A 22,480-nucleotide genomic window follows, 5' to 3' on the forward strand; every position below is an offset into this window, starting at 1 on the left:
ATCATAGCAGTTGGCGCAGGTCGTGGGCGATCAGTGCCGGCCCCTGGCCGTGGCGCACGAACAGGCGCAGGTGGCCCTGCTTGTCGAACACGAAGCTGCCGGCCGTGTGGTCCACCGTGTAGCTGCCCGGGTCGGCGCCCGGCACCTTGGCGTAGAACACCTTGAATTCCTTGGCCACCTTGGCCGTCGCGGCGGCGTCGCCATACAGGCCGATGAAGCGCTTGTCGAAGGCCGGCACGTAGTGCGACAGCAGCTCCTGGGTGTCGCGCTCGGGGTCGACGGTGATGAACAGCACCTGCACGTCGTCGCTCGCGGGGCCCAGTTCCTTCATCACGGTGGCCATCTCGGCCATCGTGGTCGGGCAGACGTCGGGGCATTGGGTATATCCGAAGAAGATCACCACCACCTTGCCCTTGAAATCCTCCAGGGTGCGCGGTTTGCCGGTATGGTCGGTGAGCGCGAAACCCTTGGCGTAGTCGACGCCGGTGACGTCGGTGTTGTGGAAGGCCGGTGGCTTGTCGCCCAATTTGTCGCAACCGCTTGCCAGCAGCGCGACGGCCGTGAATCCCAATACGCCCAGGAGTTTCTTCATCTTTTGACCCGCTATGTCAGAACTTGAAGTAATGGTCGACCAGCAATGCCGCGAACAGCAGCGACAGGTAGACGATCGACCAGGTGAAGGTCTTGCGCGCCGCCATATCGCTGTAGTTGCGGTGCACGCGCCACGCGTGGCGCAGGAAGATGGCGTTGAGCGGCACCGCGGCCGCCAGGTAAATCAGGCCGCTCATGCCGACCGCGAACGGCAGCAAGGTGGTCGCGGCCAGGCCGATCGTGTACAGCCACACCTGCAGGCCGGTGAATTTCATGCCATGGGTGATCGGCAGCATCGGCAGGCCCGAACGGGCGTAGTCGTCGCGGCGGTACATGGCCAGCACCCAGAAATGCGGCGGGGTCCACATGAAGATGATCAGGACCAGCAGCCAGGCTTCCATCGGCACCTCATTGGCCACCGCGGCCCAGCCCAGCGCCGGCGGCATCGCCCCCGACAGGCCGCCGATCACGATGTTCTGCGAGGTGTTCGGCTTGAGCAATAAGGTATAGATGAAGGCATAGCCGACGAAGGTGACGAAGGTCAGCCACATGGTCAGCGGATTGACGAAGGCGTACAGGATGTACATGCCCAGGCCGCCCAGCAGGAGCGAAAAGGTGATCGTCTGCGGCTGGCTCAGCTCGCCCGAGGCGGTGGCGCGGCGCGCGGTGCGCGCCATGCGCGCGTCGACCTCGGCCTCGACCAGGCAGTTCACCGCGAAGGCGGCCGCCGCCAGCAGCCAGATGCCGACCGTGCCGGCGACCAGCGTCTGCCAGCCCGGGAAGCCGTCGGTGGCGAGGAACATCCCGATCACGGCGCAGAACACTGCCAGCTGCGTCACGCGCGGCTTGGTCAGGGTCCAGTATTGCGAGAACCGGCTCGGTGGCTTGTGGATGGCGGTCTGGGTCGTCATTTAGGGTGCTTGCTGGCGCGACAAGGCATCGGCGAATTCGGGCGCCGGGGTGGCGCGGGCCGCGTCGAGTTGGAACTTCACCCGGTAGTTTAACATGGTCACCAGAATGACAAGCAGGGCCGCCCCGGCGTTATGCATGACGGCGATCGCCAGCGGGAAGTCGAAATACACGGTGGCGATGCCGGTGAACAGCTGCACGACCATCACCAGCAGCAGGCGGCGCGCGGTCTTGCCGACTTCGGGCAAATGCCAGGCGCGCCAGGCCGCCAGGCCCAGCACCAGCACCACCGCCAGCGCGAACGCCCGGTGCACCCAGTGGATCGCCACCAGGGCCGAGAACGGCAGATAGTGGCCCTCCTTCGTCATGCCGAGCTCGCGCCACAGGTGGAAGCCGTGCTCGAAGTCGAGGTCCGGCACCAGCGCTCCCTGGCACAGCGGGAAGGTGTCGCAAGCCATGGTGGCGTAGTTGGTGCTCACCCACCCGCCGAGCGCGATCTGGGTGACCAGCACCACCGCCGCCAGCAGCGCCAGGCGCCGCAGGCCGCGCAGGCGGCGCACCAGGTTCTCCCCACGTGCCAGCGGCGGCGGTTTCAACAGATAGTCTTCGCGGCAGCCCATCCAGACCAGCATCGCCAGCAGCATCATGCCCAGCAACAGGTGGATGGTGACGATCACCGGCTGCAGCTTGAGCGTGACGGTCCAGGCGCCGAAGGCGCCCTGCACCAGCACCGAGGCCAGCAGCGCCAGCGGCATGCCCGGCTTGAACACCTCGTTATGGGTGCGGCGCCATTGCTTGACCGACGTGAACAGCAGCGCCAGGATCAGCGCGCCGATGCCCATCGCCAGGTAGCGGTGGATCATCTCGATCCAGGCCTTGGCGACGGTCACCGGGCCGGTCGGCATCGCCGCTTCGGCGGCGGCGATATGTTCATGGGCCAGGAAGGGATTGGCTTCGCCGTAGCAGCCCGGCCAGTCCGGGCAGCCGAGGCCCGAGTCGGTCAGGCGGGTGAAGCCGCCGAACACGATCAGGTCGAAGGTCAGGAAAACCATCACCCAGACCAGCTTGCGGTATTTATTGGGGTCGGCCGACATCCAGACGATCGCCAGCGGCAGGCTGGCGACGAGCAGCCCCATCAGGAGCAGGTGAAGCAGTGAAGACAGGTCCATGCGATTCTTTTGACGATGACGGGAAGGCTCAGCCGATGGACGAAGCCTTGAGCAGCTTGACGAGGTCTTTATAGACGCGGCCCGGTTCCGGCTGGTAAGGGAAGCGCATCATGAGGTTGCCGAGCGGGTCGATCAGGTAGATGTGGTCGCCCATCTTCTGGCCGGGCGCGACCGGCAGCCATTGCGCCACCGTTGCGGCGGGCGCGCGCAGCAGCTCCATGCCGTCGTATTCGCGCATCAGGACGGTATCGAGCGGCTCCTTGTCGGTGATCAGCCAGACGCGCTCGATGCGGTCCATGTTCTTGCCCTGCATGGTGCGCCACTGGCGCATTGCGTACAGCTGGCGCTGGCACTCTTCGTCGCAGGCGCCGCCGCCGACGCGCACCATCACCCACTTGCCTTTCAGGTCGTGCAGGGTGCGCGGCTTGCCGTCGAGCGTGGTGGTGGCCATCTCGGGAATCGGCAAGGTACGCGCGTCGAGGATGGTGCCGTAATTGGTGCGGCCATCCGGCTTGACGATATAGAACGTGATGTAGGACACGATGATCGGCAGCGCGCAGATCAGCAGCACGAACAGCAGTTTCATGCGGCCGCGACGGCGCGCGGTTGCAGGGGCTTGGGGGTCAGCGATTTGTTCTTGAGCCACGTCGGAATCCCGTTATCACATAAAAAAGTAGGGCCAGCGCCGCCAGTGCATACCACTGGAAGGCGTAGCCGCGGTGTTTGTCGATGCCCGCATCGGGCGCAGGCCAGTCGCGGGCGAGCGCATCGCGCCGGCCGGCGACCTGGGTCTGCTGCACCAGGAAAGGCTGCATCTTCAGGCCGCTGGCCGCGGCGAGCGCCTCGGGCGTCAGGTTCTGGACCAGGGCGCCGGGCGCCAGCGGCGGCCCCTCGCCCAGCTCCATCACCTTGCCGGCGCCCGCGACGATCCTGCCCTTGAGCAGGAGCGGGCCGGCGGGCGTGGCGAACGCGGGCAGCTTGCCATATTCGGCCCCGGCGGGCCGCGGCAGCCAGCCACGCAGCACCAGCACGTGCGTGTCCGAACCCGCTATTTTAAACGGCATTGCGAGATAGAACCCGGACTGGCTTCCCATCGGCCGATTGGCGAGGAAGACCGGCCAGCCGGCGACGAATTCTCCCTGCAGGCGCACGGTCCGGAATTCGTCATCCGGGCCGATCCTGGTGGAAGGGGTGAGTTCGAGCGGCGGCTCGGCGGCGCGCGCCAGCTGGCGCGCCTGCAGCTCGGTTTTATAGGCGGCCCGGCCCTGTTGCCAGTTGCCGAGCAGGATGCCGATGATGGCCACGACCAGGGCCGCGGCGAAGGCCGCGGGGCGAAAACGGAAGCCGAACCGCATTACAATGAAGCCTCAACCTTTCGCAGGTCCACCATGAAAATCTTCGTCGCCATCGCCTTCGTCCTGATCCTGGCCAGCCTTGGGTCGGCCCTGTTCTTCCTGATGCGCGACAAGGGGCGCAGCAACCGCACCGTCAATGCGCTGGCGCTGCGGGTCGGCCTGTCGATCGTGTTGTTTCTTTGCTTGCTGGCGGCGCACCAGCTGGGGTGGATCGCGCCGACCGGCTTGCGCTGAACCTTACAACCAATAAACGACCACGTACAGCCCCAGCCACACCACGTCGACGAAGTGCCAGTACCAGGCGGCGCCTTCGAAGCCGAAGTGGTTATCCGCCGTAAAGTGCCCTTTCATCACGCGGTACAGGATCACCGCCAGCATGATCGCTCCCATCGTCACGTGGAAGCCGTGGAAGCCGGTCAGCATGAAGAAGGTCGAGCCGTAGATGCCCGAGGTCAGCTTCAGGTTCAGGTCCCGGTAGGCGTGCATGTATTCGTAGACCTGGAAGCCCATGAAGACCGCGCCCAGCAGGATGGTGGCGGCCAGCCAGAACGCGGTCCTGGCGCGATGGCCGGCGCGCAGCGCGTGGTGGGCGATGGTCAGCGTCACGCCCGAGGTCAGCAGCAGCGCGGTATTGATGGTCGGGATCGGGAACGGGCCCATGGTGCGGAAGCCGTCGACGATATTGGCCGGACCGGTATTGCCCCACTGCGCCGAGAAGTCGGGCCACAGGATCTGGTGGTCGAGGTCGGCCAGCCAGGGCATCGAGATCGCGCGCGCATAGAACAGCGCGCCGAAGAAGGCGCCGAAGAACATCACCTCAGAGAAAATAAACCAGCTCATCGACCAGCGGTAGGACAGGTCGATGCGCTTGCCGTACAAGCCCGATTCGGATTCGCGGATCGCGTCGCCGAACCAGAAGTACAGCACCACCAGCATGGCGACGATGCCGGCCAGGCACACGGGCGGCGCCCATGACATGCTGTTGACCCAGCCGGACGCGCCGGCCATCGTCACCAGCATCGAGAGGCCGGCCAGCAGCGGCCAGCGCGATGGGCCGGGGACGTAGTAGTAAGGCGCGGTGCCTGGGGAAGTCACTGGTGACGAACTCATGTTTATCTCCTCTGTGATTCTATTATTGTTGCGTCTATGTGGCCGACACTGCGAACCGCACCGCCAGCATGATCAGCCCGATGAAGATCGCGACGCCGATCAGCCCGGCGATGATCACGTGCACCGGATTCAGGTTGGCGGCATCGCTCTCGTAATCCTTGCGCTTGCGTACGCCGAAGAACGACCAGAACACGGCCTTCATGGTGGCGAGAAAATTCGCCTTGCGCTGGTGTGGCTTATCCATTCTTCGCCGATCCAGGCTGCGCTGCCGCCGCCTTGAACGCGCCGCCGATCTCGAAGAAGGTGTACGACAGCGTGATGTTCTTCACTTCACGCGGCAGCTTGGGATCGATGAAGAACACCACCGGCATCTGGCGCGCCTCGTTCGCTGCAAGCGTCTGCTCCTGGAAGCAGAAGCAGTCCACCTTCATGAAGTGCGGCGTGGCCGATTGCGGCGCATAGCTCGGGATCGCCTGGGCCTTGACCGCCCTGCCCTGGGTGTTGACCACCTCGTACATGACGGTGGCCAGCTCGCCCGGGTGCACGTCGATGCTGCGCGTGGTCGGGCGGAAGCGCCACGGCCCCTGCGAATTGCCGTCGAGCTCGATCGTGATGGTGCGCGATTTGTCGACCTGGGTATTGGTCGGCGCCGCCACGAATTCGCCCTTCTGGGTCAGCACATTAATGCCGAGCACCTCACAGACCTGGCGGTACACCGGTATCAGCGCATAGCCGAAGCCGAACATCCCGATCGCCACCACCACCAGCTTGCCGAGCATGGTGCGATTCAAGCGTAGCAACTTGTTGCTCATGGCCGGCCTCAGCTCAGCAAGGTGAACTTGACGAACACGCTGGCGAAGAAGAACAGCGCCAGGCCGCCCACCCACAGGGCGGTCCGCAGATTGTTCGGTTTACGCGGGCTCATCACTTCACCAGCGGCGGATGTTCGAAGGTGTGGAACGGCGCCGGGCTCGGCACGGTCCACTCCAGCCCTTCCGCACCTTCCCACGGCTTGGCCGGGGCCTTGGCGCCGCCGCGGATGGTCGGCAGCACCACCGCGAACAGGAAGTACACCTGGCTGAAACCGAAGCCGAAGGCGCCGATCGACACGATCATATTGAAGTCGGTGAACTGCACCGCGTAGTCGGCGTAGCGGCGCGGCATGCCGGCCAGTCCCAGGAAGTGCATCGGGAAGAAGGTGATGTTGAAGGTGATGAGCGACAGCCAGAAGTGGATCTTGCCGCGGCCTTCAGGATACATATGGCCGGTCCATTTCGGCGCCCAGTAGTAGAAGCCGGCGAACAGCGCGAACAGCGAGCCGGCCACCAGCACGTAGTGGAAGTGGGCCACCACATAATAGGTGTCGTGCACCTGGATGTCGATCGGGGTCACGGCCAGGATCAGGCCGGTGAAGCCGCCCATCGTGAACACAAAGATGAAGCCGACCGCGAACAGCATCGGGGTCTCGAAGGTCATCGAGCCCTTCCACATGGTGGCGACCCAGTTGAACACCTTCACGCCGGTCGGCACCGAGATCAGCATGGTGGCGTACATGAAGAACAGCTGCGAGGTCACCGGCATGCCGGTGGTGAACATGTGGTGGGCCCAGACCACGAACGACAGGATCGCGATCGAGGCGGTGGCGTACACCATCGAGGCATAGCCGAACAGGGGCTTGCGGGCAAAGGCCGGAATGATCTGCGAGACGATGCCGAAGGCCGGCAGGATCATAATGTAGACCTCGGGGTGGCCGAAGAACCAGAAGATGTGCTGATACATCACCGGGTCGCCGCCGCCGGCGGCGTTGAAGAACGAGGTGCCGAAGTGGCGGTCGGTCAGGGTCATGGTGATGGCCCCGGCGAGCACCGGCATCACGGCGATGAGCAGGTAGGCGGTGATCAGCCAGGTCCAGCAGAACATCGGCATCTTCATCAGCGTCATGCCCGGCGCGCGCATGTTCAGGATGGTGACGATGATGTTAATCGAGCCCATGATCGACGAGGCGCCCATGATGTGCATGGCAAAAATCGCCATGTCCATGCCGATGCCCATCTGGGTCGACAGCGGCGCATACAGGGTCCAGCCGGCGGCGGTGGCGCCGCCTGGCACCAGGAAGGAACCGGCCAGCAGCAGCGCGGCCGGCGGCAGCAGCCAGAACGAGAAGTTGTTCATGCGCGCGAACGCCATGTCCGAGGCCCCCACCTGCAGCGGCAGCATCCAGTTGGCGAAGCCGACGAAGGCCGGCATGATCGCGCCGAACACCATCACCAGGCCGTGCATGGTGGTGAGCTGGTTGAAGAATTCGGGACGCACGAATTGCAGGCCGGGCTGGAACAGCTCGGCGCGGATCATCAGCGCCAGCACGCCGCCCGAGAGCAGCATGACGAACGAGAACCATAAATAGAGCGTTCCGATGTCCTTGTGGTTGGTGGCGAACAGCCAGCGGCGCCAGCCGTGGGGATGGTCGTGGTGTTCGTCGTGGGCGTGGCCGTGTGCGTGATCGTGGCCGTGGTCGATCGTCGTGGTGCTCATGTCGTTACCCCTGCATTATTTGCGTGCGGCCAGGACTTCGGCCGGTTGAACGATATTTTCCGCAGCCTTGTTCGACCAGGTATTGCGGGTATAGGTGATCACGGCGGCGATCTCGGTATCGGACAACTGTTTCCAGGCCGGCATCTCGGTCGGGAACTTGCCGGACTTCTGGCCGTTGAGCAGGATGTCGATCTGGTGCTTCTTGTCGCCCAGCACGTTCGGCGAACCGTCCAGCGCGGCGAAGGCGGCGGGCACGCCCTTGCCGTTGGCCTGGTGGCAGGCCACGCAGTTGGCGGCGTAGACCTGCTCGCCGCGGGTTTTCAGCTCGTCGATGGTCCAGGTCTTGGTCGGATCGTCGGCCAGCGCCGCCATTTCCTTCTTCTTGCCCTCGACCCAGGCGGTGTACTCGGCGTCGGTCACCACCCGCACCACGATCGGCATGAAGGCGTGGTCCTTGCCGCACAGCTCGACGCAGTTGCCGCGGTAGACGCCGGTCTTCTCGGCGCGGAACCAGCCGTCGCGCACGAAACCGGGGATGGCGTCCTGCTTGATCGCGAACGCCGGAATCGTCCAGGCGTGGATCACGTCGTTGGCGGTGAACACCATACGGATTTTCTTGTTCACCGGGACCACCATCTCGTTGTCGACTTCGAGCAGGTAGTTCTCGGTGCGCGCCTCGGTGGGCTTGACGCCCGGTTCGCCGATCTGGGAACGCGGGGTGGCCAGGTTCGACAGGAACGAGATGCCTTCGCCCTCGCCTTTCAGGTAATCGTAGCCCCACTTCCACTGCATGCCGGTGGCCTTGATGGTCAGGTCGGCGTTCGAGGTGTCCTTCAGGGCGACCACGGTCTTGGTCGCGGGCAGCGCCATGCCGATGACGATCAGGAACGGCACCACGGTCCAGGCGATCTCGACGGCGGTGGATTCGTGGAAGGTGGCGGGCTTGTGGCCCAGGGATTTACGGTGCTTGAACACCGAATAGAACATGACGCCGAACACGCCGACAAAGATCACCAGGCAGACGATCATCATCCAGTTGTGCAAGGAATAGATGTCGGCGCCGACGGCGGTGACGGGGGCCTGCATATTGAGCTGGTGCTCGAGAGGCCGGCCCGTGATCGGCTGTTGCTGCTGCGCCAAGGCTGGCGTGGCGCTGGCTGCTGCGAGTACGGCAAGGCCGTAGAGCACGGCCTGAAGTCGCGTTGCATATGTCATGTATGTCCCCAACCACCCTAAAAATAAGAATATTTTTAAACGGGCCCAGCAATTTCGTGAACGAACCGTGCCCGCTCCTACTGATCGCAGAGGGCTTGCCGGGTCGTCCCGCGTAATTGCGCTGCGGAATGGTGGGAAACCATCTCGCCCACCTGGCAATACGTTGCTGCCAGGACCGGGCGACTCTGCGACTGCTGCAATTCTTTTTTCTACTTTTCGTCCGAATCTGCCGCTTTTTTAAGCGATTCTATTGGCCGGACGAAAAAAATAGCAATTGATTATATCTAAAGCACTAATTTTTATTCAAGGAAAATCGGGCTTATTGCCAACTAGGAAAGCACTGACTCATTCTGGCGAGCAGGAATCGGGCGCGAAAAACGTGCCCGGCAAGGCGCAAACCGGAGCGATACCGCGTGGTATCGCGAGGATTTGCAACGCAGCAGGGTGCGTTTTCTCGCGCCCGAGGCCGCCGCCATGAATGAGTCAGTGCTTTCCTGGTCCATGCAAGGCGGATATCAGGGCTTGCGGGGCTGGAAGCGGACGATCGATTCGCCCGAAGCGGTGGTGCGCGGGGCGGGACGGAAAGCGTGGCCATAGATGACTTCGAACGTCAGGCCGAGCTTGCCGTCCGGGCGGCGCTGCGCCTCGAAAGCGTCGAGCACGCGCTGCCAGGCCGCTCGGCCAATCAGGCCGCGGCGGCGCGATTCCAGTGGATTGCCACCCAGCGCCCGCACGTCCGCCAGCAGCGCCTGCGGCGTATCGTAGGTGACGGTGATGCGTTCCATGTCCATCACGGGCGTCGAGAAGCCGGCCGCGACCAGCTGGTCGCCGAAGTCGTGCATGTCGACGAAGGGCAAGGTGTGCGGGTAGGCGTCGAGCGCGGCGAAGGCGGTGCGCACCTCGGTGAAGGTATCGGGGCCGAAGCAGGAAAACATCAGCAGCCCTTCCACCCGCAGCACGCGGCGCCATTCTGCAAACACGCGGTCGGGCAGCGGGTGCCAGTGCAGCGCCAGGTTGGACCACAGCAGGTCGAGCGAGTTCGGTCCGAACGGCAGGTTGCCATAGTCGCCGCACAGCACATCGACGCCGGCCTTGGCCGGCATCAGGCGGGTCAGCAGCTGGTTCAGCGCGCCGCCCTGCGCTACCGGCCCCCTGGCCGCGCGCGCCATGGTCCCTGCCCCGTCGAGACCCAGGATCTGGGCGGCCGGATAGGTTTTCTGCAACAAGGCCAGGTCGGCGCCGGCGCCGCAACCCGCGTCCAGCACCTGCTTCGGAACGAGTTTCACGAGGCTCAGGCGCTCGTGCATCCGTTCGGCGATCTCGCGGCGCAGGAAATCCGATGGCGCGATGCGTTCGGGACGCGCGAACAGCTCGCGCACGCGGGACAGGTCGATCGGGGCGCTCAGCCTGGACGAGGATTGAGGAGAAGCCATGGGATGCAAGTCGAGATGAGATAATGTTGGCAGTTTAACCGGTTGTGGGAAGTCGAGCCGATGCTGGACCTTCGCGCACTGCCCGGCCGCCTGCTGGGTGCCATGCTGCCGTCGGCCTGCGCCTTGTGCGGAGGCTACTCGCGTCACGCCGTGTGCGCGGCTTGCGAGCACGCCTACGTCCTGCCCGTGACGCGCTGCCCGTGCTGCGCCAATCCGGCAGGCAGTGCCGACCTCGGCCGGCATTGCGGCGCCTGCCTGGCGGACCGGCCCGCCTTCGACGCCACCGTGGCCGCCTGCGATTACGCGGCGCCGCTCGACAGCCTGGTGCTGCAGCTCAAATTCGGGGCCCAGCTGGCGCTGGCGCCGTGGATGGCGCGCGTGCTACGGGATGCCGTAACACTTGCTGCGCCAGTGTTGCCCGACGTGCTGTGCCCGGTGCCGCTGGGCCCGGCCCGCCTGGTCGAGCGCGGCTACAACCAGGCGCTCGAGGTGGCGCGGCCGCTGGCCCGTGCATTACGCGTGGCCGTAGCGCCGCGGCTGCTGCAGCGGGTGCGGGAAACACAGGCGCAGTCGAATGCCGCGCCGGGAGAGCGCAAGAAGAATGTGCGCGGGGCGTTCGGAGTGGATGGCGACGTGCGCGGACGCCATGTGGGCGTGGTCGACGACGTCATGTCGAGCGGGCATACGCTCGATGAAGTCGCGACCGTCCTGAAACGGGCCGGCGCCGCGCGCGTCACGAACTTCGTGTTCGCGCGCACGCCGCCGCATGCATGAAATATCACTGAGATCACTGAGGAGAAGTACCTTGTTCCACGTCGTCCTGGTCGAACCAGAAATCCCGCCGAATACCGGCAATGTGATCCGCCTGTGCGCCAACGCCGGCGCCCAGCTGCACCTGATCGAACCGCTCGGTTTTCCGCTGGACGACGCCAAGATGCGCCGCGCCGGGCTGGACTATCACGAGTACGCCAATATGAAGGTGCACAAGGACTGGGATGCCTTCCTGGCAGCGGTCAAGCCCGATCAGTCGCGCATGTTCGCGCTCACCACGCATGGCTCGTCGCCGTTCGCCGAGGCCAGCTTCCGGCCGGGCGACGTGTTTGTGTTCGGACCGGAGTCGCGCGGACTGGCGCCGGCGTTTCGGGAAACCTTCCCGCCGGCCCAGCGCATCCGGCTGCCGATGCGGCCCGATAACCGCAGCCTGAATCTGTCGAACACGGTGGCGATCGTGGTGTACGAGGCCTGGCGTCAGAACGGTTACCAGGGCGGGGCTTAAGACCGGGCCTGGCTTGGTCCTGGATGAGGCCGTCGTCGAACACGGCCGCTCTAGGAACGCTCACGCGCGTAACTATTGACTTCCTTGCCGCTCAACTCAGTTTTCATTTCGTACGTCATTCCCAGGCGTTCGGCAACACGACGCGAAGATTCATTGCCAGCATCGATCAGTGCCCGCACCTTCGGCTCACGCCGAACCTCGAACACATGATGCAGGACCGCCGCCGCCGCTTCGTTCGCAATGCCTTTTCCCCAGAATGTCCGATAGGTGTTCCATCCCATTTCCATCACTGTCGAATCGCAGCGGAAGAACGCTCCCACGCAGCCGACCAACCGACCTGTCTGCCGGTCCTCGATCGACCACCAGCCAGCCCCGTTCAGGAGCCATAATCCGGCATGTGAGTTGAAGATGCGCCAGGCGGTCTGACGGTCTGCCGAGCCCAGATGCGCCGAGCTTTCGGCGTTCGACAAATGGTCTGCGAATGATTCGAAGTCTTCAGCACGATATTCCCGAAGCGTAAGCCGATCAGTGTGCAGGCGAGGCACGGAAATCGTCAGGGCGTGATCCATGAGAAGTGCATCCTTGAATGGTCAAATGGTGTTTAGCGCCCGCTATTACGTCAAGCGTGCGATCAATTCGGAATGCTCGGGCCAATCCTTCTTGAGGAAGCTCGCATCCCCGATCTCGAATTCTTCGAATTCAAAGCCCGGAGCTACTGTGCAACCCACCAGGCTGCAGCCCTGAGAGTCCTCGCATTCCGCGGCGAACCAGCGCCCGGCAGGAACCAGCGCCTGGAAATCCGCGCCTTCGTGCCGCAACGGATGTCCGAGCCTGAGCACGCTGAGTCTTCCTTCCGGCTCCAGCACGTAGATCCGGAGCGGCACACCTTCATAAAAATGCCACATCTCGTCCGACCGAATCCGATGCCAGGTCGACCTTTCTCGTCCGCGAAGAAGGTAATAGATCGCGGTCGAGGCAGAGCGGCTGGCCGAGTCCCCCTCCCTGCTCACGCGGTGGTGACTTCGGTATGTCTCCTTGAAGTGACCTCCTTCCGGATGCGGCATGAGCGACAGCAGAGAGATAAGATTGTCCGAATTGGTTTCAAGTGTCATGGAAGTCTCGCAGGTCAAGGTTTTCTATTCCAGCAAAGGATACTTTCAAATTCAGGCCCCACCTTCGCCAAAAGCGCCGGCACGGAACGCCAGCGCGCAAAAGCGTTCGCCGATCAAGCGGTGCGCCTCTGCCTCGGGATGCAGCTCGTCGGGTAGAGGATAACGCGTATTGTCCTCTGAACCGTAAAGCTCCCTGCCGTCGAGGTAATGGATGTTCGCATCAAGCGGCGCCCGCTGCTGGACGATCTTCTGCAACTGCTCGCGGATCACGCCGAGGGTCAGCTTGCCCTGCCGGCGCTCGGCGTCGTTGCCCATCGCCCGGAACAGCAACGTTCCCTTTTCCAACGCCTTGCCATCGAACATGGTCGGGCCGGGCGTCGTTTCATGGATCGGGCACCAGGTCGGCGAGATCACCAGCAATGGCGTCGTCGGATGCCCTTCCCTGATCGTGTCGAGAAAACCGTGCACGGCCGGCCCGAAGGCGCGCAGCCGCATCGCATCCGTGTTGACGAGGTTGATCCCCAGCTTGAGGCTGATTACGTCGGCCGGCAAGTCGCGGATCGTGCGCGCCGTGAACGGATCCAGCAATGCGCTGCCACCCAAGCCCAGATTGAGCAGGTCGACGCCAGCCAGTTGCGCGGCCACGGCCGGCCAGATGCCGGTCGGGTTGGTCGCGTTCGATCCCTGGCTGATGGAACTGCCATGGTGCAGCCAGCGGCGCTTGCCCGACGCCGCAAGCGGAGCCACCGGCGCATCGGCATCCAGCGCCACCAGCTCGGTCGTCTCGTCATGCGGCAGCCAGATCTCGACGGTCTTGTCGCCCGGCGGCAGGCCGGCAAAGCGCAGCCGCTGCGGTTCGCCCGGCCGCATCGTCGCCGCGCCGGACAGCATGTCGATGTCCATGATCTTGCCGCCCGGCGCGCTGGCCTGCTGCACCAGGTGGCCGTCGACGAGCAGGTCATGGATGCCGTCCGGGCGCGGCGCCATGGCGCCATAGCGGCGCTTGGTCGGCAAGACGACCAGTTCCACGACCGTCGCCGCGGTGCGCAGCGCCAGGCGCACGCCGGAAGGCTGCGCCTCCACCATCGCCAGTTGCGGATCGTGGCACTGGGCGCGCGCCCAGGCCGGCAGGCGGTGCGGCAGCAGGCCTGCTTCCGTGCGCTCGAGTTCGACGGCGCCATGGACCAGGTCCGGCGTGATCGGTGAATGGAAGGACAGCGTCATCGCGGTATTCCTTGGAGGATTTATGCAGCGCTCATTATAAGGACCTCAGCCGTTGACACCGGCGTCGCCGATGCGTAGTTTTCTCATTCTTTGCTCATCCATTGCCTGCCCTGGAGATCGCCGCTTGCCCGGATCGCCGCTGCCCACCCGCCGCCGCATGGCGCTTGCCCTCGCCGCGCTCGGCCTGCCCGCCCTGGCCCGCCAGCCGGTGGTGAACGATGCGACGCAGCTGAACCCGGTGAATGTCGAGCGCATCCTGGTTCCGCGCACGGTGGACGAGATCGTCGCCGCGCTGCGCGCTCACGCCGGCCCGGTCTCGATCGGCGGCGCCCGCTACAGCATGGGCGGCCAGATCGCCGCCGACCGTTCGCTGCACCTCGACATGCGCGGCTTCGACCAGATCATTCGCTTCGTGCCCGCCGAACGCAGCATCACGGTCCAGCCGGGCATCACCTGGCGCCGCATCCAGGCCGTCATCGACCCGCACGACCTGGCGCTGCAGGTGATGCAGTCGTATGCCGATTTCACCGTGGGCGGCTCGCTCGGCGTCAATGCCCACGGCCGCTACGTCGGCCAAGGGCCGCTGGTCTCGAGCGTGGAAGCGATCCGGCTGGTGCTGGCCGATGGCGCGGTCGTCGCCGCCAGCCCCACCCACAACAGCGAACTGTTCTATGGCGCGATCGGCGGCTATGGCGGCATCGGCGTGATCGTGGAAGCGACCTTGCGCCTGGCCGACAACGCTCCGCTCGAGCGGCGCTCGCAGGTCATGTCGCTGTCGAGCTACCGCCGCTTCTTCGAAGCGCGCATCGGCGCCGACCCGGACGCGGTGATGCACAACGCGACCTTGTATCCCGACGACTACACGCTGGTGCGCGCGGTGACCTTCTCGCGCACCCGCCGCGCGGTGACGCTGCCCAACCGCCTCACCGCCACGGGCGGCGACTACCGCATCGAACGCCGGCTGCAGGAGGTAATCTCGGCTTCGCATTGGGGCAAGGAGCTGCGCCGGCGCATCCTCGAGCCGCTCCTCTATTCGACGGATGCGGTCGAGTGGCGCAACCACCAGGCCGGCCTCGACATCCATTCGCTCGCGCCGCTGGCCGGCGCCGGGACGGCGTATGCGCTGCAAGAGTATTTCGTGCCGGTCGCGGCCATGGAGCGCTTCTCTGGGCGGCTGCGCGCCATCCTGCGCCAGCATCATGTGAACGTCATCAACGTCTCGATCCGTCATGCGCGCAAGGACCCGGGCACCCTGCTGGCATGGGCCCGCACCGACGTGTTCGCCTTCGTGCTGTACTACCGCCAGCACACCGCGCCGCGCGACCGGGACGCGGTGCGCGCCTGGACCCGCGCGCTGGTCGATGCCGCTACGGCCCTGGGTGGTTCCTACTACCTGCCCTACCAGATCCACGCGACCGCGGCGCAATTCCACGCCGCTTACCCGGAGGCCGAACGCTTCTTCGCGCTCAAGCGCAGGGTCGACCCGGCATACAGGTTCCGCAACAAGCTGTGGGACGCGTACCATACGGGTTGATCCAACCCATGAATCGAAAGCCAACACCATGCTGATACGTGTCTTCACGACCGATGACCAATCCGAACCCACCCTGGCCATGGAAACGCAGGTCGACGCCGCCGCGCTGATGGCGATGGCGCAACCGCGCGCAGCCGAGGCGCGCGAACGTGGCGCCGAATGGACCGCGGGCGCCATCCCCTTCTTCGTCCAGGAACTCGTCGATGCGCTGCAAGCGGGAAAACCCGGCCAGGAAATCGAGATGCAGGCGACGAATGCCGCGATGGCCGCATGGCTCTACGACTCGGTCCACGACGGCGTGAGCGCGGAAGTCTTCGCAGGTTGCGACCTGGTGTTTACGCAGTCGGCGGGCGGCGTGGTGCAATACGACCGCACACCCGCCACGGCAGGCTGAAGAATCAGTCAGCCGCGGATCCGCGCCACCAGCTTGGTGGTCGAGCGGTCATGCTCGAAGTCGATCGCCACCGCCCGGCCGCCATAGGCCAGCACGGCCTTGCCTTCGGGGATCTGGTCCATCACGTAGTCACCGCCCTTGGCGTAGATGTCGGGGCGTCCCTCCTGCACCACCTCCAGCGCCGTGTCCTCGTCGAACTCGACCACCAGGCTCACCGATTCCAGCGCCGCCAGCACCGCCATGCGGTCGGCCAGGGTGTTGTGCGGGCGGTCGTCGCCTTTGCCCAGGCGCTTGACCGAGGCATCGGTGTTCGCCGCCACCACCAGCGAACCTCCCAGTTCGCGCGCCTGCGCCAGATAGGTCACGTGGCCGCGGTGCAGGATGTCGAACACGCCGTTGGTCAGTACGACCGGTTTCGGCAATGCGGCGATACGCGCAGCCAGGTCGGCGCGCGTGCAGAGTTTGTTTTCGAATGAAGGCATAAGTAAAAATAAAAGCGAATGTCAGTGTTTCGGCGACTCATCACCGGGTTCTTCCTCGATCGCCATCGACAGCTCGGCCGGCCGCGCGGCAGCGGCGCCCGGCTCGCGCCGCTCGCCCGACAGCTTGATCTGCAGGCGCAGGCCGTTGGCCGAGTCGGCATTGCGGATCGCCTCGTCGTAGCTTATCAAGCCCTTGTTGTACAGCTCGAACAAGGCCTGGTCGAAGGTGCACATGCCCAGTTCGCGCGACTTGTGCATGATCTCCTTGATGTTCTGGAAGTTCCCCTTGAGGATCATCTCGCCGATGGTCGGCGTGTTGAGCAGGATCTCGATGGCCGCCTTGCGTCCTTTTCCATCCTCGGTGCGCACCAGGCGCTGCGAGACGATGGCGCGCAGGTTCGACGACAAATCCATCAACAGCTGATTGCGCCGTTCTTCCGGGAAGAAGTTGATGATCCGGTCCATCGTCTGGTTGGCGTTATTGGCGTGCAGCGTGCCCAGGCACAGGTGGCCGGTCTCGGCGAAGGCGATCGCATGTTCCATCGTCTCGGTGTCGCGGATCTCGCCGATCAGGATCACGTCCGGCGCCTGGCGCAGCGTGTTCTTCAGTGCGTGATGCCACGACAGCGTGTCGACGCCCACTTCGCGGTGCGTCACCAGGCAGTTCTTGTTCTTGTGGACGTACTCGACCGGGTCTTCCACCGTGATGATGTGGCCGGCCGAGTTGCTGTTGCGGTAGTCGATCATCGCCGCCAGCGTGGTCGACTTGCCGGAACCCGTGCCGCCCACGACCAGCACCAGGCCGCGCTTGGTCATCACCACGTCCTTGAGCACCTCGGGCAAGTCGAGCTTTTCGAAGTTGGGGATCTCGGAAGCGATCGTACGCACCACCATGCCCACGCTCTGCTGCTGCACATAGACGTTGACGCGGAAGCGGCAGACGCCCGGCAGCGAGATCGCGAAATTGCACTCCATTTCGGCCTCGAACTCGGCGCGCTGGCGCTCGTTCATGATCGACAGCGCCAGTGCGCGCGTGACTTCGCCCGTCAGGCGCTGCTGGCTGAGCGCCTTCATCGCCCCCTGGTGTTTAATGCTTGGAGGAAAGTCAGCCGAGATGAAGAGGTCGGAGCCGCCCTGGTGGTGCATCACCGTCAGGAGCTTGTGGATATAGGCCTGGGCTTCCGCCGGGCCGAACGTGGAAGACATGCGGGCCTTTCAAAAATTGCAGCTACCTAACCTGCCGGGCAATTATATCGACTATGATTCTCGTTAAACTATTATTTCATGGCTAAAACGGGTCTGCCGCCCCGGTCCGCCGCCCCGGCGCCGGCCACAGTGCGCTACCCGAAACATATAAACATGACACTGACCGAGCTGAAATACATTGTCGCCGTTGCGCGCGCCAAACACTTCGGCCATGCCGCCGAAGCCTGTTTCGTGGCCCAGCCCACCCTGTCCGTCGCCATCAAGAAGCTCGAAGACGAGCTGGGCGTGACCCTGTTCGAGCGTGGCGGCTCCGAAGTCTCCGTGACGCCGCTGGGCGCCCAGATCGTGGCCCAGGCCGAGCGGGTGCTGGAACAGACCGCCGCCATCAAGGAACTCGCCAAGCAGAACAAGGATCCGCTGGCCGGCCCGCTGCGCCTGGGCGTGATCTATACCATCGGACCCTACCTGCTGCCGCCGCTGGTGAAGAACCTGATCGACACCGTGCCGCAGATGCCGCTGGTGCTGCAGGAGAACTACACCCATAAACTGCTGGAGCTGCTGCGCCAGGGCGAGCTGGACGCCGCCATCATGGCGCTGCCGCTGCCCGACCACGGCATGTCGGTGCAGCCGCTGTACGACGAACCCTTCATCGTGGCCATGCCGAAGAGCCATCCGTGGGCGGGCCGCAAGGAAATCTCCGCCGAAGACCTCAAAAGCGAAACCATGCTGCTGCTGGGCGCCGGCCACTGCTTCCGCGACCAGGTGCTCGAAGTGTGCCCGGAAATGGCGCGCTTCTCGGCGCCGGTGGCCGGCAACGGCATGCAGCGCACCTTCGAAGGCTCGTCGCTCGAGACGATCCGCCACATGGTCGCCAGCGGCATCGGCCTGACCGTGCTGCCGCGCGCCTCGGTGGCCGACCTGCACGATCCGAACGGCTTGCTGACCTATGTTCCCTTCCTGCCACCGGCGCCGTCGCGCCGCGTGGTGATCGCCTGGCGCAAGAGCTTCACCCGCCGCGCCGCGATCGATGCCGTCGTGCGCGCGGTGGGCGAATGCCACCTGCCAGGCGTGGAAATGGTCACGCTCGAGGCGGCGGCATAGCCTTATCCAGCGTCACCAGGCCTGCATCCTCTCCTCCCTCGCCAGGACCGCCCGGCTGTTCCCGGGCGCCGGTCTGCTCGCGCGAAAACACGATCTTCTGGGTCGGGAAGGCGAAGGGGATGCCGGCCGCTTCCAGCCGCTCGTGGATCTTCAGCAGCAGCGTCTCGCGGATGATGACCTGGGTGTCGAACTCGCTCACGTTGATGTACGACCAGACATCGATGTTGAAGGCCCGATCATTGATGCTGCCCAGCCGCGCGCGATGGCCCTCGGCCATGTTCTTCTCTTCCGTCAGCACCTGCTGGACAATGGTGATCGCCTCCTTCAGCTTGGCCGACGGGGTGCCGAGCGGCACCGCGATGGTCGGGTTGAACAGGAAGCGGTCGCGCGCCGCGAAGTTCTCGATCTGGCGCGCCGACAGGTCGCCGTTGGGGATCGTGACGACGGTGCGCTCGCCGGTGCGGATGCGGGTCGAGCGGATGCCCACGTCTTCCACGGTGCCGACCACGTCGCCCACCTTGACGAAGTCGCCCACCTGCAGCGGCTTGTCGGCGATCACGGTGACGCTGCCGACCAGGTTCTCCACCGTCTTCTGGGCGCCCAGCGCCAGCGCGATACCGCCGATACCCAGCGCCGCGATACCGGTCGTGACGTCGATGCCGAAGGTGCCGAGGATGGCGACGCCCGAGAACGCCAGCAGCAGGATCTTGGCGGCGCGGCGCGCCAAGGTGATGACGGCCACCACCTGGCGCCGCTGGCTGCGCTGCATGCGCGCGGTGGCCAGCTCGGCGACCGCGTCGATGAGCCGCAGGCCGAACCACACCAGGGCGATGACCGAGACGATGCCGGTATAGCGCAGCAAGGTCGTGCGTGCGACGATCGACACCGGCAGCCGTTCGGCCCAGCTGTAGAACAGGCCGACCGCGATCAGCAGGCTGGCCGGCGGAAGCGCCGCTTCCATGAAGCGCACCAGGCCGTTGGCGCCGGCGTCGGGCACCAGCTTGCGCATGGCGGCGACGATCAGGGCCGCCACCGTCCACAGGCCGCCGAAGATCAGGACGCCGAGCCCGATCAGCATCGCCCAGTCCTTCAGAGGCGCGCCGGCGACGACAAATTCGTTCTTGTCCGGCTCCTGCGCCACCGGTTCCTGGCGCGCCGCCTGCGCGACCTGGTCGATCGTCTCGCGCGACACGCGCCAGACCTGGTGGTCGCCGTCCTGGCCACGAGTCAGCAGGATCGGCACCTTCTTGTCCTGGATGGTCAGGACGCCGACGTTTTCCTGCTCAGCCGGCAGCTCGTCGTCGATCTTGCCGATGGCATCGTTCGACAACGCGACGAACGGCGACAGCGAACCGCCGTTGTCCAGCAGAGAATGGAAATTACGCGCCTGGGTGATGGCGTTGGTGCGCTGGCGGTTGCTCCCCGCCGGCATGTCGAGGTACTGGGCGGCGCGATCGTAATCGGGCTCGGCCAGGGCGGAAATCAGGCCCGACACCATCGAGCGCGGCGTCTCGCGCTTGAGCGGATCGGGAATGACTTCCTCGGCGGGCGCCGCTTCCTCCGCCTGGCCGGCGGCGAAGGCGGCCGGTGACAGGGGCGCCGCCAGGGCGATCAGGAGCAGCAGTAAGAAACGGAAATGAAGACGCATAAGCAAGTCGACTCCTTTGACTGGGCATCTGGCCGATGCGGTACAAAATGTATATGCAGAAAATGCAAACGGACACTGATGTCCGCCAGCAAAGTCTAGCATCCGGCCCGGCCCGCCCCCACACTATTGCCGGGCTTCTACGCTCATTTCACATGCAATCCCGTCCAATGCGCGGCGAACGCCCATTTGTCGGCCATCTCGGCGATGGCCTTGGCGGTCGGCTTGCCGGCGCCATGACCGGCCTGGGTCTCGATGCGCAGCAGGTGCGGACGCAACCCGGCATCGATGTGCTGGAGCGCCGCGACGTACTTGAAGCTGTGCGCCGGGACGACCCGGTCGTCGGTATCCGCCGTCGTCGCCAGGATGGCCGGATAGCGTTTGCCGGCGGCCACGTTGTGGTAGGGCGAATAGGCCAGCAGGTGGCGGAACTGCGCTTCGTTGGCGGGATCACCGAACTCGCCCATCCACAGGCGCCCGCCCGTGAAGCGGTCGAAGCGCAGCATGTCCATCACGCCGACGCCGGGCAAGGCGGCCGCGAACAGCTCTGGTCTCTGGTTGACGACCGCGCCCACCAGCAGGCCGCCGCCGGATTCGCCATGCACGGCCAGACCGGCCGGCGTCACGATGCGCTGCGTGTGCAGGTAGTCGGCGGCGGCCAGAAGATCGTCGTAGCTGGTCTGCTTTCGGTCGAGACGCGCCGCCTCGTGCCAGGCCTTGCCGTATTCTCCGCCGCCGCGGATATTGGCGATCGCCACGATGCCTCCCTGCTCGATCCAGGCCAGCAGGCTTGGCTCGTAGTACGAGATCATGCTGATGCCGAAGGCGCCGTAACCGTGCAGCAGGGTCGGCGCCGGCCCGGTGACGTCACTGCGCCGGATGAGGAACATCGGCACCCGGGCGCCGTCGCGCGCCGCATAGAAGCGCTGCTCGACCACGATGTTGTCCAGGTCGGCGTCGACCGTCGGCGCCGCCCACGCGCTGGCCGTGTTCGCGGCCACGTCATAGCGGTAGATCGTCGTCGGCGCATTAAAACTGGTGAACACGAAGAAGGCTTCGTTGTCATCGGGATGGCCCTGGAAGCCGCCCGCGCTGCCGATGCCGGGCAGCGGCACGACGCCATCCGGCCGGCCCTCGAGCGTGAAACGCCGCAACTGGGTTTTCACGTCGACCAGGTACGTCCCGATCAGCCGGCCGCCGACCAGGCGCGCGTCGCCCAGCACGGCGCTGTCCTCGGCGATCAGGTCTTGCGGCGCGGCGCCGGGGTCGGCCAGGTCGAGGGTCGCGATCCGGCGCCGTTCGGCGCGCTCGCTCGTCAGCAGGTACAAGGTGCTGCCGGCGTCGCCCACCGGCGACCATTCGGCGTCGAAGCCTTTGACCACGGTGCGCGGCTGCCAGCGTTCGTCGTGCAAATCGATGACGACCAGGTTATTGGTCTGGGTGCCGGGCGTGGACGTGATCAGCGCGTAGCGGCCGCTGTCGGTTACCTCGACGAAGTGCAGCAGCTCGGGCCGCTCGGGTGTCGCATACAGCAGCCGGTCGCTCGACTGCGGCGTGCCCAGCGCATGGAAATAGACCGCGTGGTTGGCCAGGGCGGCGTCGCCCACCGTCGATTCGGGATAGCGCGTGTAGAAAAAGCCGGCGCCATCATGTGCCCAGGCGATGGTCGTGAAGCGGGCCCAGGCCAGGGCATCGTCGAGGATTCTTCCGGTGGCGACCTCGATCACCTTGATGGTGCGCCAGTCGGCGCCGTCTTCCTGCACGGCGTAAGCGAGCAGCGCGCCGTCTCTCGATGGCGCCCATTCGGCCAGCGCTCCCGTGCCGTGTTCGGACCAGGTATTGGGGTCGATCAGCACGCGGTCCGGGCCGTCGACGCTGTCGCGCACCAGCAGGGTCGCCTGGTTCTCGAGGCCGGGATTGCGGGTGTAGAAATAATGCCCGCCCCGCTCGCGCGGGATCGTGAATTTCTCGTGATTCTGCAGCGCCTCGAGCCGCGCGCGAAAAATCGCGCGGCCCGGCAGCTCGGCCAGGCAGGCATTCGTCACGGCGTTCTGCGCCGCGATCCAGGCCGCGACCTCGCCGTCGCTGCGCGCATCGCCTTCCAGCCAGCGGTAAGGATCGTCGATCCGCTGTCCGTGCAGGATGTCGACGGCGTCGGCGCGGCGGGTGGCGGGATAGGCGGTTGGGTGCAT

At 65.1% G+C, this 22,480-nt stretch carries 24 protein-coding genes; 6 read left to right on the plus strand and 18 right to left on the minus strand.

What is annotated here, in order from left to right; all coding sequences use genetic code 11:
* Position 1: 1 nt before the first annotated feature.
* Genes J3U95_RS01105 through J3U95_RS01125 form a run of 5 tightly spaced genes read right to left on the minus strand, consistent with a single transcriptional unit; the run spans position 2 to position 4,024 of the window.
* The gene (locus tag J3U95_RS01105) at positions 2-592 is read right to left on the minus strand and encodes an SCO family protein (RefSeq protein WP_208276873.1); all 591 of its coding nucleotides are present in this window, start codon (positions 590-592) and stop codon (positions 2-4) included.
* Between the two features lie 16 nt (positions 593-608).
* Complete coding sequence (gene cyoE / locus J3U95_RS01110; protein WP_208276874.1) at positions 609-1,502, minus strand: heme o synthase; 894 nt, start codon at positions 1,500-1,502, stop codon at positions 609-611.
* On the minus strand, positions 1,503-2,669 hold the full coding sequence (locus tag J3U95_RS01115) for a COX15/CtaA family protein (RefSeq protein WP_208276875.1): 1,167 nt from the start codon (positions 2,667-2,669) through the stop codon (positions 1,503-1,505).
* Between the two features lie 28 nt (positions 2,670-2,697).
* Complete coding sequence (locus J3U95_RS01120) at positions 2,698-3,315, minus strand: SCO family protein (protein ID WP_502572559.1); 618 nt, start codon at positions 3,313-3,315, stop codon at positions 2,698-2,700.
* On the minus strand, positions 3,293-4,024 hold the full coding sequence (locus J3U95_RS01125) for an SURF1 family protein (protein ID WP_208276877.1): 732 nt from the start codon (positions 4,022-4,024) through the stop codon (positions 3,293-3,295). Before J3U95_RS01125 ends, J3U95_RS01120 begins: the two co-directional genes overlap by 23 nt.
* Positions 4,025-4,057: 33 nt before the next feature.
* On the opposite strand from J3U95_RS01125, the gene J3U95_RS01130 reads away from it, so the two are divergent.
* Positions 4,058-4,258, plus strand: a complete 201-nt coding sequence (locus J3U95_RS01130; RefSeq protein WP_005668124.1) for a twin transmembrane helix small protein — start codon at positions 4,058-4,060, stop codon at positions 4,256-4,258.
* Positions 4,259-4,261: 3 nt separating this feature from the next.
* Here the strand turns inward: J3U95_RS01130 and J3U95_RS01135 are convergent, their stop codons facing one another.
* The 6 genes from J3U95_RS01135 to J3U95_RS01160 all read right to left on the minus strand — a co-directional run bounded on the left by J3U95_RS01135 (position 4,262) and on the right by J3U95_RS01160 (position 10,314).
* A complete protein-coding gene (locus J3U95_RS01135; RefSeq protein WP_208276878.1) occupies positions 4,262-5,134 on the minus strand; it encodes a cytochrome c oxidase subunit 3 in 873 nt (290 codons plus the stop codon).
* 34 nt (positions 5,135-5,168) lie between these two features.
* The gene (locus J3U95_RS01140; RefSeq protein WP_208276879.1) at positions 5,169-5,378 is read right to left on the minus strand and encodes a DUF2970 domain-containing protein; all 210 of its coding nucleotides are present in this window, start codon (positions 5,376-5,378) and stop codon (positions 5,169-5,171) included.
* Positions 5,371-5,946: a cytochrome c oxidase assembly protein gene (locus J3U95_RS01145; protein ID WP_208276880.1), complete on the minus strand. Its 576-nt coding sequence runs from the start codon at positions 5,944-5,946 to the stop codon at positions 5,371-5,373. Before J3U95_RS01145 ends, J3U95_RS01140 begins: the two co-directional genes overlap by 8 nt.
* A gap of 112 nt (positions 5,947-6,058) precedes the next feature.
* On the minus strand, positions 6,059-7,666 hold the full coding sequence (ctaD, locus tag J3U95_RS01150) for a cytochrome c oxidase subunit I (protein ID WP_208276881.1): 1,608 nt from the start codon (positions 7,664-7,666) through the stop codon (positions 6,059-6,061).
* 15 nt (positions 7,667-7,681) lie between these two features.
* A complete protein-coding gene (gene coxB, locus J3U95_RS01155; protein ID WP_208276882.1) occupies positions 7,682-8,881 on the minus strand; it encodes a cytochrome c oxidase subunit II in 1,200 nt (399 codons plus the stop codon).
* Positions 8,882-9,396: 515 nt separating this feature from the next.
* A complete protein-coding gene (locus J3U95_RS01160; RefSeq protein WP_208276883.1) occupies positions 9,397-10,314 on the minus strand; it encodes a methyltransferase domain-containing protein in 918 nt (305 codons plus the stop codon).
* Between the two features lie 60 nt (positions 10,315-10,374).
* Here J3U95_RS01160 and J3U95_RS01165 point away from each other — a divergent pair, with 60 nt between their 5' ends.
* Both J3U95_RS01165 and trmL read left to right on the plus strand, forming a co-directional pair.
* Positions 10,375-11,088, plus strand: a complete 714-nt coding sequence (locus tag J3U95_RS01165; protein WP_208276884.1) for a ComF family protein — start codon at positions 10,375-10,377, stop codon at positions 11,086-11,088.
* Positions 11,089-11,119: 31 nt separating this feature from the next.
* Positions 11,120-11,590: a tRNA (uridine(34)/cytosine(34)/5-carboxymethylaminomethyluridine(34)-2'-O)-methyltransferase TrmL gene (gene trmL, locus J3U95_RS01170; protein ID WP_208276885.1), complete on the plus strand. Its 471-nt coding sequence runs from the start codon at positions 11,120-11,122 to the stop codon at positions 11,588-11,590.
* 50 nt (positions 11,591-11,640) lie between these two features.
* Here the strand turns inward: trmL and J3U95_RS01175 are convergent, their stop codons facing one another.
* From J3U95_RS01175 to J3U95_RS01185, 3 genes are read right to left on the minus strand one after another with little or no spacing between them, the layout of a single operon-like run.
* The gene (locus J3U95_RS01175; protein ID WP_208276886.1) at positions 11,641-12,159 is read right to left on the minus strand and encodes a GNAT family N-acetyltransferase; all 519 of its coding nucleotides are present in this window, start codon (positions 12,157-12,159) and stop codon (positions 11,641-11,643) included.
* 45 nt (positions 12,160-12,204) lie between these two features.
* Positions 12,205-12,702: a cupin domain-containing protein gene (locus tag J3U95_RS01180; RefSeq protein ID WP_208276887.1), complete on the minus strand. Its 498-nt coding sequence runs from the start codon at positions 12,700-12,702 to the stop codon at positions 12,205-12,207.
* A 51-nt stretch (positions 12,703-12,753) separates the two neighbouring features.
* Positions 12,754-13,926, minus strand: coding sequence for a GDSL-type esterase/lipase family protein (locus tag J3U95_RS01185; protein ID WP_208276888.1), 1,173 nt, complete (start codon positions 13,924-13,926; stop codon positions 12,754-12,756).
* A gap of 124 nt (positions 13,927-14,050) precedes the next feature.
* Here J3U95_RS01185 and J3U95_RS01190 point away from each other — a divergent pair, with 124 nt between their 5' ends.
* Entirely contained in the window at positions 14,051-15,460 is a 1,410-nt protein-coding gene (locus J3U95_RS01190) for an FAD-binding oxidoreductase (RefSeq protein WP_229519570.1), read from the plus strand.
* Positions 15,461-15,488: 28 nt separating this feature from the next.
* Positions 15,489-15,854, plus strand: coding sequence for a hypothetical protein (locus J3U95_RS01195; RefSeq protein WP_208276889.1), 366 nt, complete (start codon positions 15,489-15,491; stop codon positions 15,852-15,854).
* Between the two features lie 8 nt (positions 15,855-15,862).
* On the opposite strand, the gene J3U95_RS01200 is transcribed toward J3U95_RS01195, so the two are convergent.
* Both J3U95_RS01200 and J3U95_RS01205 read right to left on the minus strand, forming a co-directional pair.
* On the minus strand, positions 15,863-16,336 hold the full coding sequence (locus J3U95_RS01200) for an adenylyltransferase/cytidyltransferase family protein (protein WP_208276890.1): 474 nt from the start codon (positions 16,334-16,336) through the stop codon (positions 15,863-15,865).
* A gap of 21 nt (positions 16,337-16,357) precedes the next feature.
* On the minus strand, positions 16,358-17,542 hold the full coding sequence (locus J3U95_RS01205; RefSeq protein WP_208276891.1) for a PilT/PilU family type 4a pilus ATPase: 1,185 nt from the start codon (positions 17,540-17,542) through the stop codon (positions 16,358-16,360).
* A gap of 153 nt (positions 17,543-17,695) precedes the next feature.
* On the opposite strand from J3U95_RS01205, the gene J3U95_RS01210 reads away from it, so the two are divergent.
* Positions 17,696-18,643: a hydrogen peroxide-inducible genes activator gene (locus J3U95_RS01210; protein WP_208276892.1), complete on the plus strand. Its 948-nt coding sequence runs from the start codon at positions 17,696-17,698 to the stop codon at positions 18,641-18,643.
* Here J3U95_RS01210 and J3U95_RS01215 read toward each other — a convergent pair.
* Both J3U95_RS01215 and J3U95_RS01220 read right to left on the minus strand, forming a co-directional pair.
* Positions 18,621-20,291: a mechanosensitive ion channel family protein gene (locus J3U95_RS01215; RefSeq protein WP_208276893.1), complete on the minus strand. Its 1,671-nt coding sequence runs from the start codon at positions 20,289-20,291 to the stop codon at positions 18,621-18,623. The two genes, J3U95_RS01210 and J3U95_RS01215, sit on opposite strands and share 23 nt — an antisense overlap.
* 143 nt (positions 20,292-20,434) lie before the next feature.
* Positions 20,435-22,480 (minus strand): prolyl oligopeptidase family serine peptidase, encoded by a 2,046-nt coding sequence (locus J3U95_RS01220; RefSeq protein WP_208276894.1) that lies wholly within the window; start codon positions 22,478-22,480, stop codon positions 20,435-20,437.

It is taken from the genome of Massilia oculi, from assembly GCF_017582745.1.
Lineage (GTDB): Bacteria > Pseudomonadota > Gammaproteobacteria > Burkholderiales > Burkholderiaceae_D > Telluria > Telluria oculi_A.

Excerpts from the sequence above, each read along its gene's own strand:
- J3U95_RS01105 (WP_208276873.1), bottom strand. The coding sequence starts at position 592 with ATGAAGAAACTCCTGGGCGTATTGGGATTCACGGCCGTCGCGCTGCTG.
- J3U95_RS01210 (WP_208276892.1), top strand. The coding sequence starts at position 17,696 with ATGACACTGACCGAGCTGAAATACATTGTCGCCGTTGCGCGCGCCAAA.
- J3U95_RS01200 (WP_208276890.1), bottom strand. The coding sequence starts at position 16,336 with ATGCCTTCATTCGAAAACAAACTCTGCACGCGCGCCGACCTGGCTGCG.
- J3U95_RS01165 (WP_208276884.1), top strand. The coding sequence starts at position 10,375 with ATGCTGGACCTTCGCGCACTGCCCGGCCGCCTGCTGGGTGCCATGCTG.
- J3U95_RS01160 (WP_208276883.1), bottom strand. The coding sequence starts at position 10,314 with ATGGCTTCTCCTCAATCCTCGTCCAGGCTGAGCGCCCCGATCGACCTG.
- J3U95_RS01215 (WP_208276893.1), bottom strand. The coding sequence starts at position 20,291 with ATGCGTCTTCATTTCCGTTTCTTACTGCTGCTCCTGATCGCCCTGGCG.
- ctaD (WP_208276881.1), bottom strand. The coding sequence starts at position 7,666 with ATGAGCACCACGACGATCGACCACGGCCACGATCACGCACACGGCCAC.
- J3U95_RS01195 (WP_208276889.1), top strand. The coding sequence starts at position 15,489 with ATGCTGATACGTGTCTTCACGACCGATGACCAATCCGAACCCACCCTG.
- J3U95_RS01130 (WP_005668124.1), top strand. The coding sequence starts at position 4,058 with ATGAAAATCTTCGTCGCCATCGCCTTCGTCCTGATCCTGGCCAGCCTT.
- coxB (WP_208276882.1), bottom strand. The coding sequence starts at position 8,881 with ATGACATATGCAACGCGACTTCAGGCCGTGCTCTACGGCCTTGCCGTA.
- J3U95_RS01115 (WP_208276875.1), bottom strand. The coding sequence starts at position 2,669 with ATGGACCTGTCTTCACTGCTTCACCTGCTCCTGATGGGGCTGCTCGTC.
- J3U95_RS01205 (WP_208276891.1), bottom strand. The coding sequence starts at position 17,542 with ATGTCTTCCACGTTCGGCCCGGCGGAAGCCCAGGCCTATATCCACAAG.
- J3U95_RS01175 (WP_208276886.1), bottom strand. The coding sequence starts at position 12,159 with ATGGATCACGCCCTGACGATTTCCGTGCCTCGCCTGCACACTGATCGG.
- cyoE (WP_208276874.1), bottom strand. The coding sequence starts at position 1,502 with ATGACGACCCAGACCGCCATCCACAAGCCACCGAGCCGGTTCTCGCAA.
- J3U95_RS01125 (WP_208276877.1), bottom strand. The coding sequence starts at position 4,024 with ATGCGGTTCGGCTTCCGTTTTCGCCCCGCGGCCTTCGCCGCGGCCCTG.
- J3U95_RS01180 (WP_208276887.1), bottom strand. The coding sequence starts at position 12,702 with ATGACACTTGAAACCAATTCGGACAATCTTATCTCTCTGCTGTCGCTC.
- J3U95_RS01220 (WP_208276894.1), bottom strand. The coding sequence starts at position 22,480 with ATGCACCCAACCGCCTATCCCGCCACCCGCCGCGCCGACGCCGTCGAC.
- J3U95_RS01185 (WP_208276888.1), bottom strand. The coding sequence starts at position 13,926 with ATGACGCTGTCCTTCCATTCACCGATCACGCCGGACCTGGTCCATGGC.
- J3U95_RS01135 (WP_208276878.1), bottom strand. The coding sequence starts at position 5,134 with ATGAGTTCGTCACCAGTGACTTCCCCAGGCACCGCGCCTTACTACTAC.
- J3U95_RS01145 (WP_208276880.1), bottom strand. The coding sequence starts at position 5,946 with ATGAGCAACAAGTTGCTACGCTTGAATCGCACCATGCTCGGCAAGCTG.
- J3U95_RS01140 (WP_208276879.1), bottom strand. The coding sequence starts at position 5,378 with ATGGATAAGCCACACCAGCGCAAGGCGAATTTTCTCGCCACCATGAAG.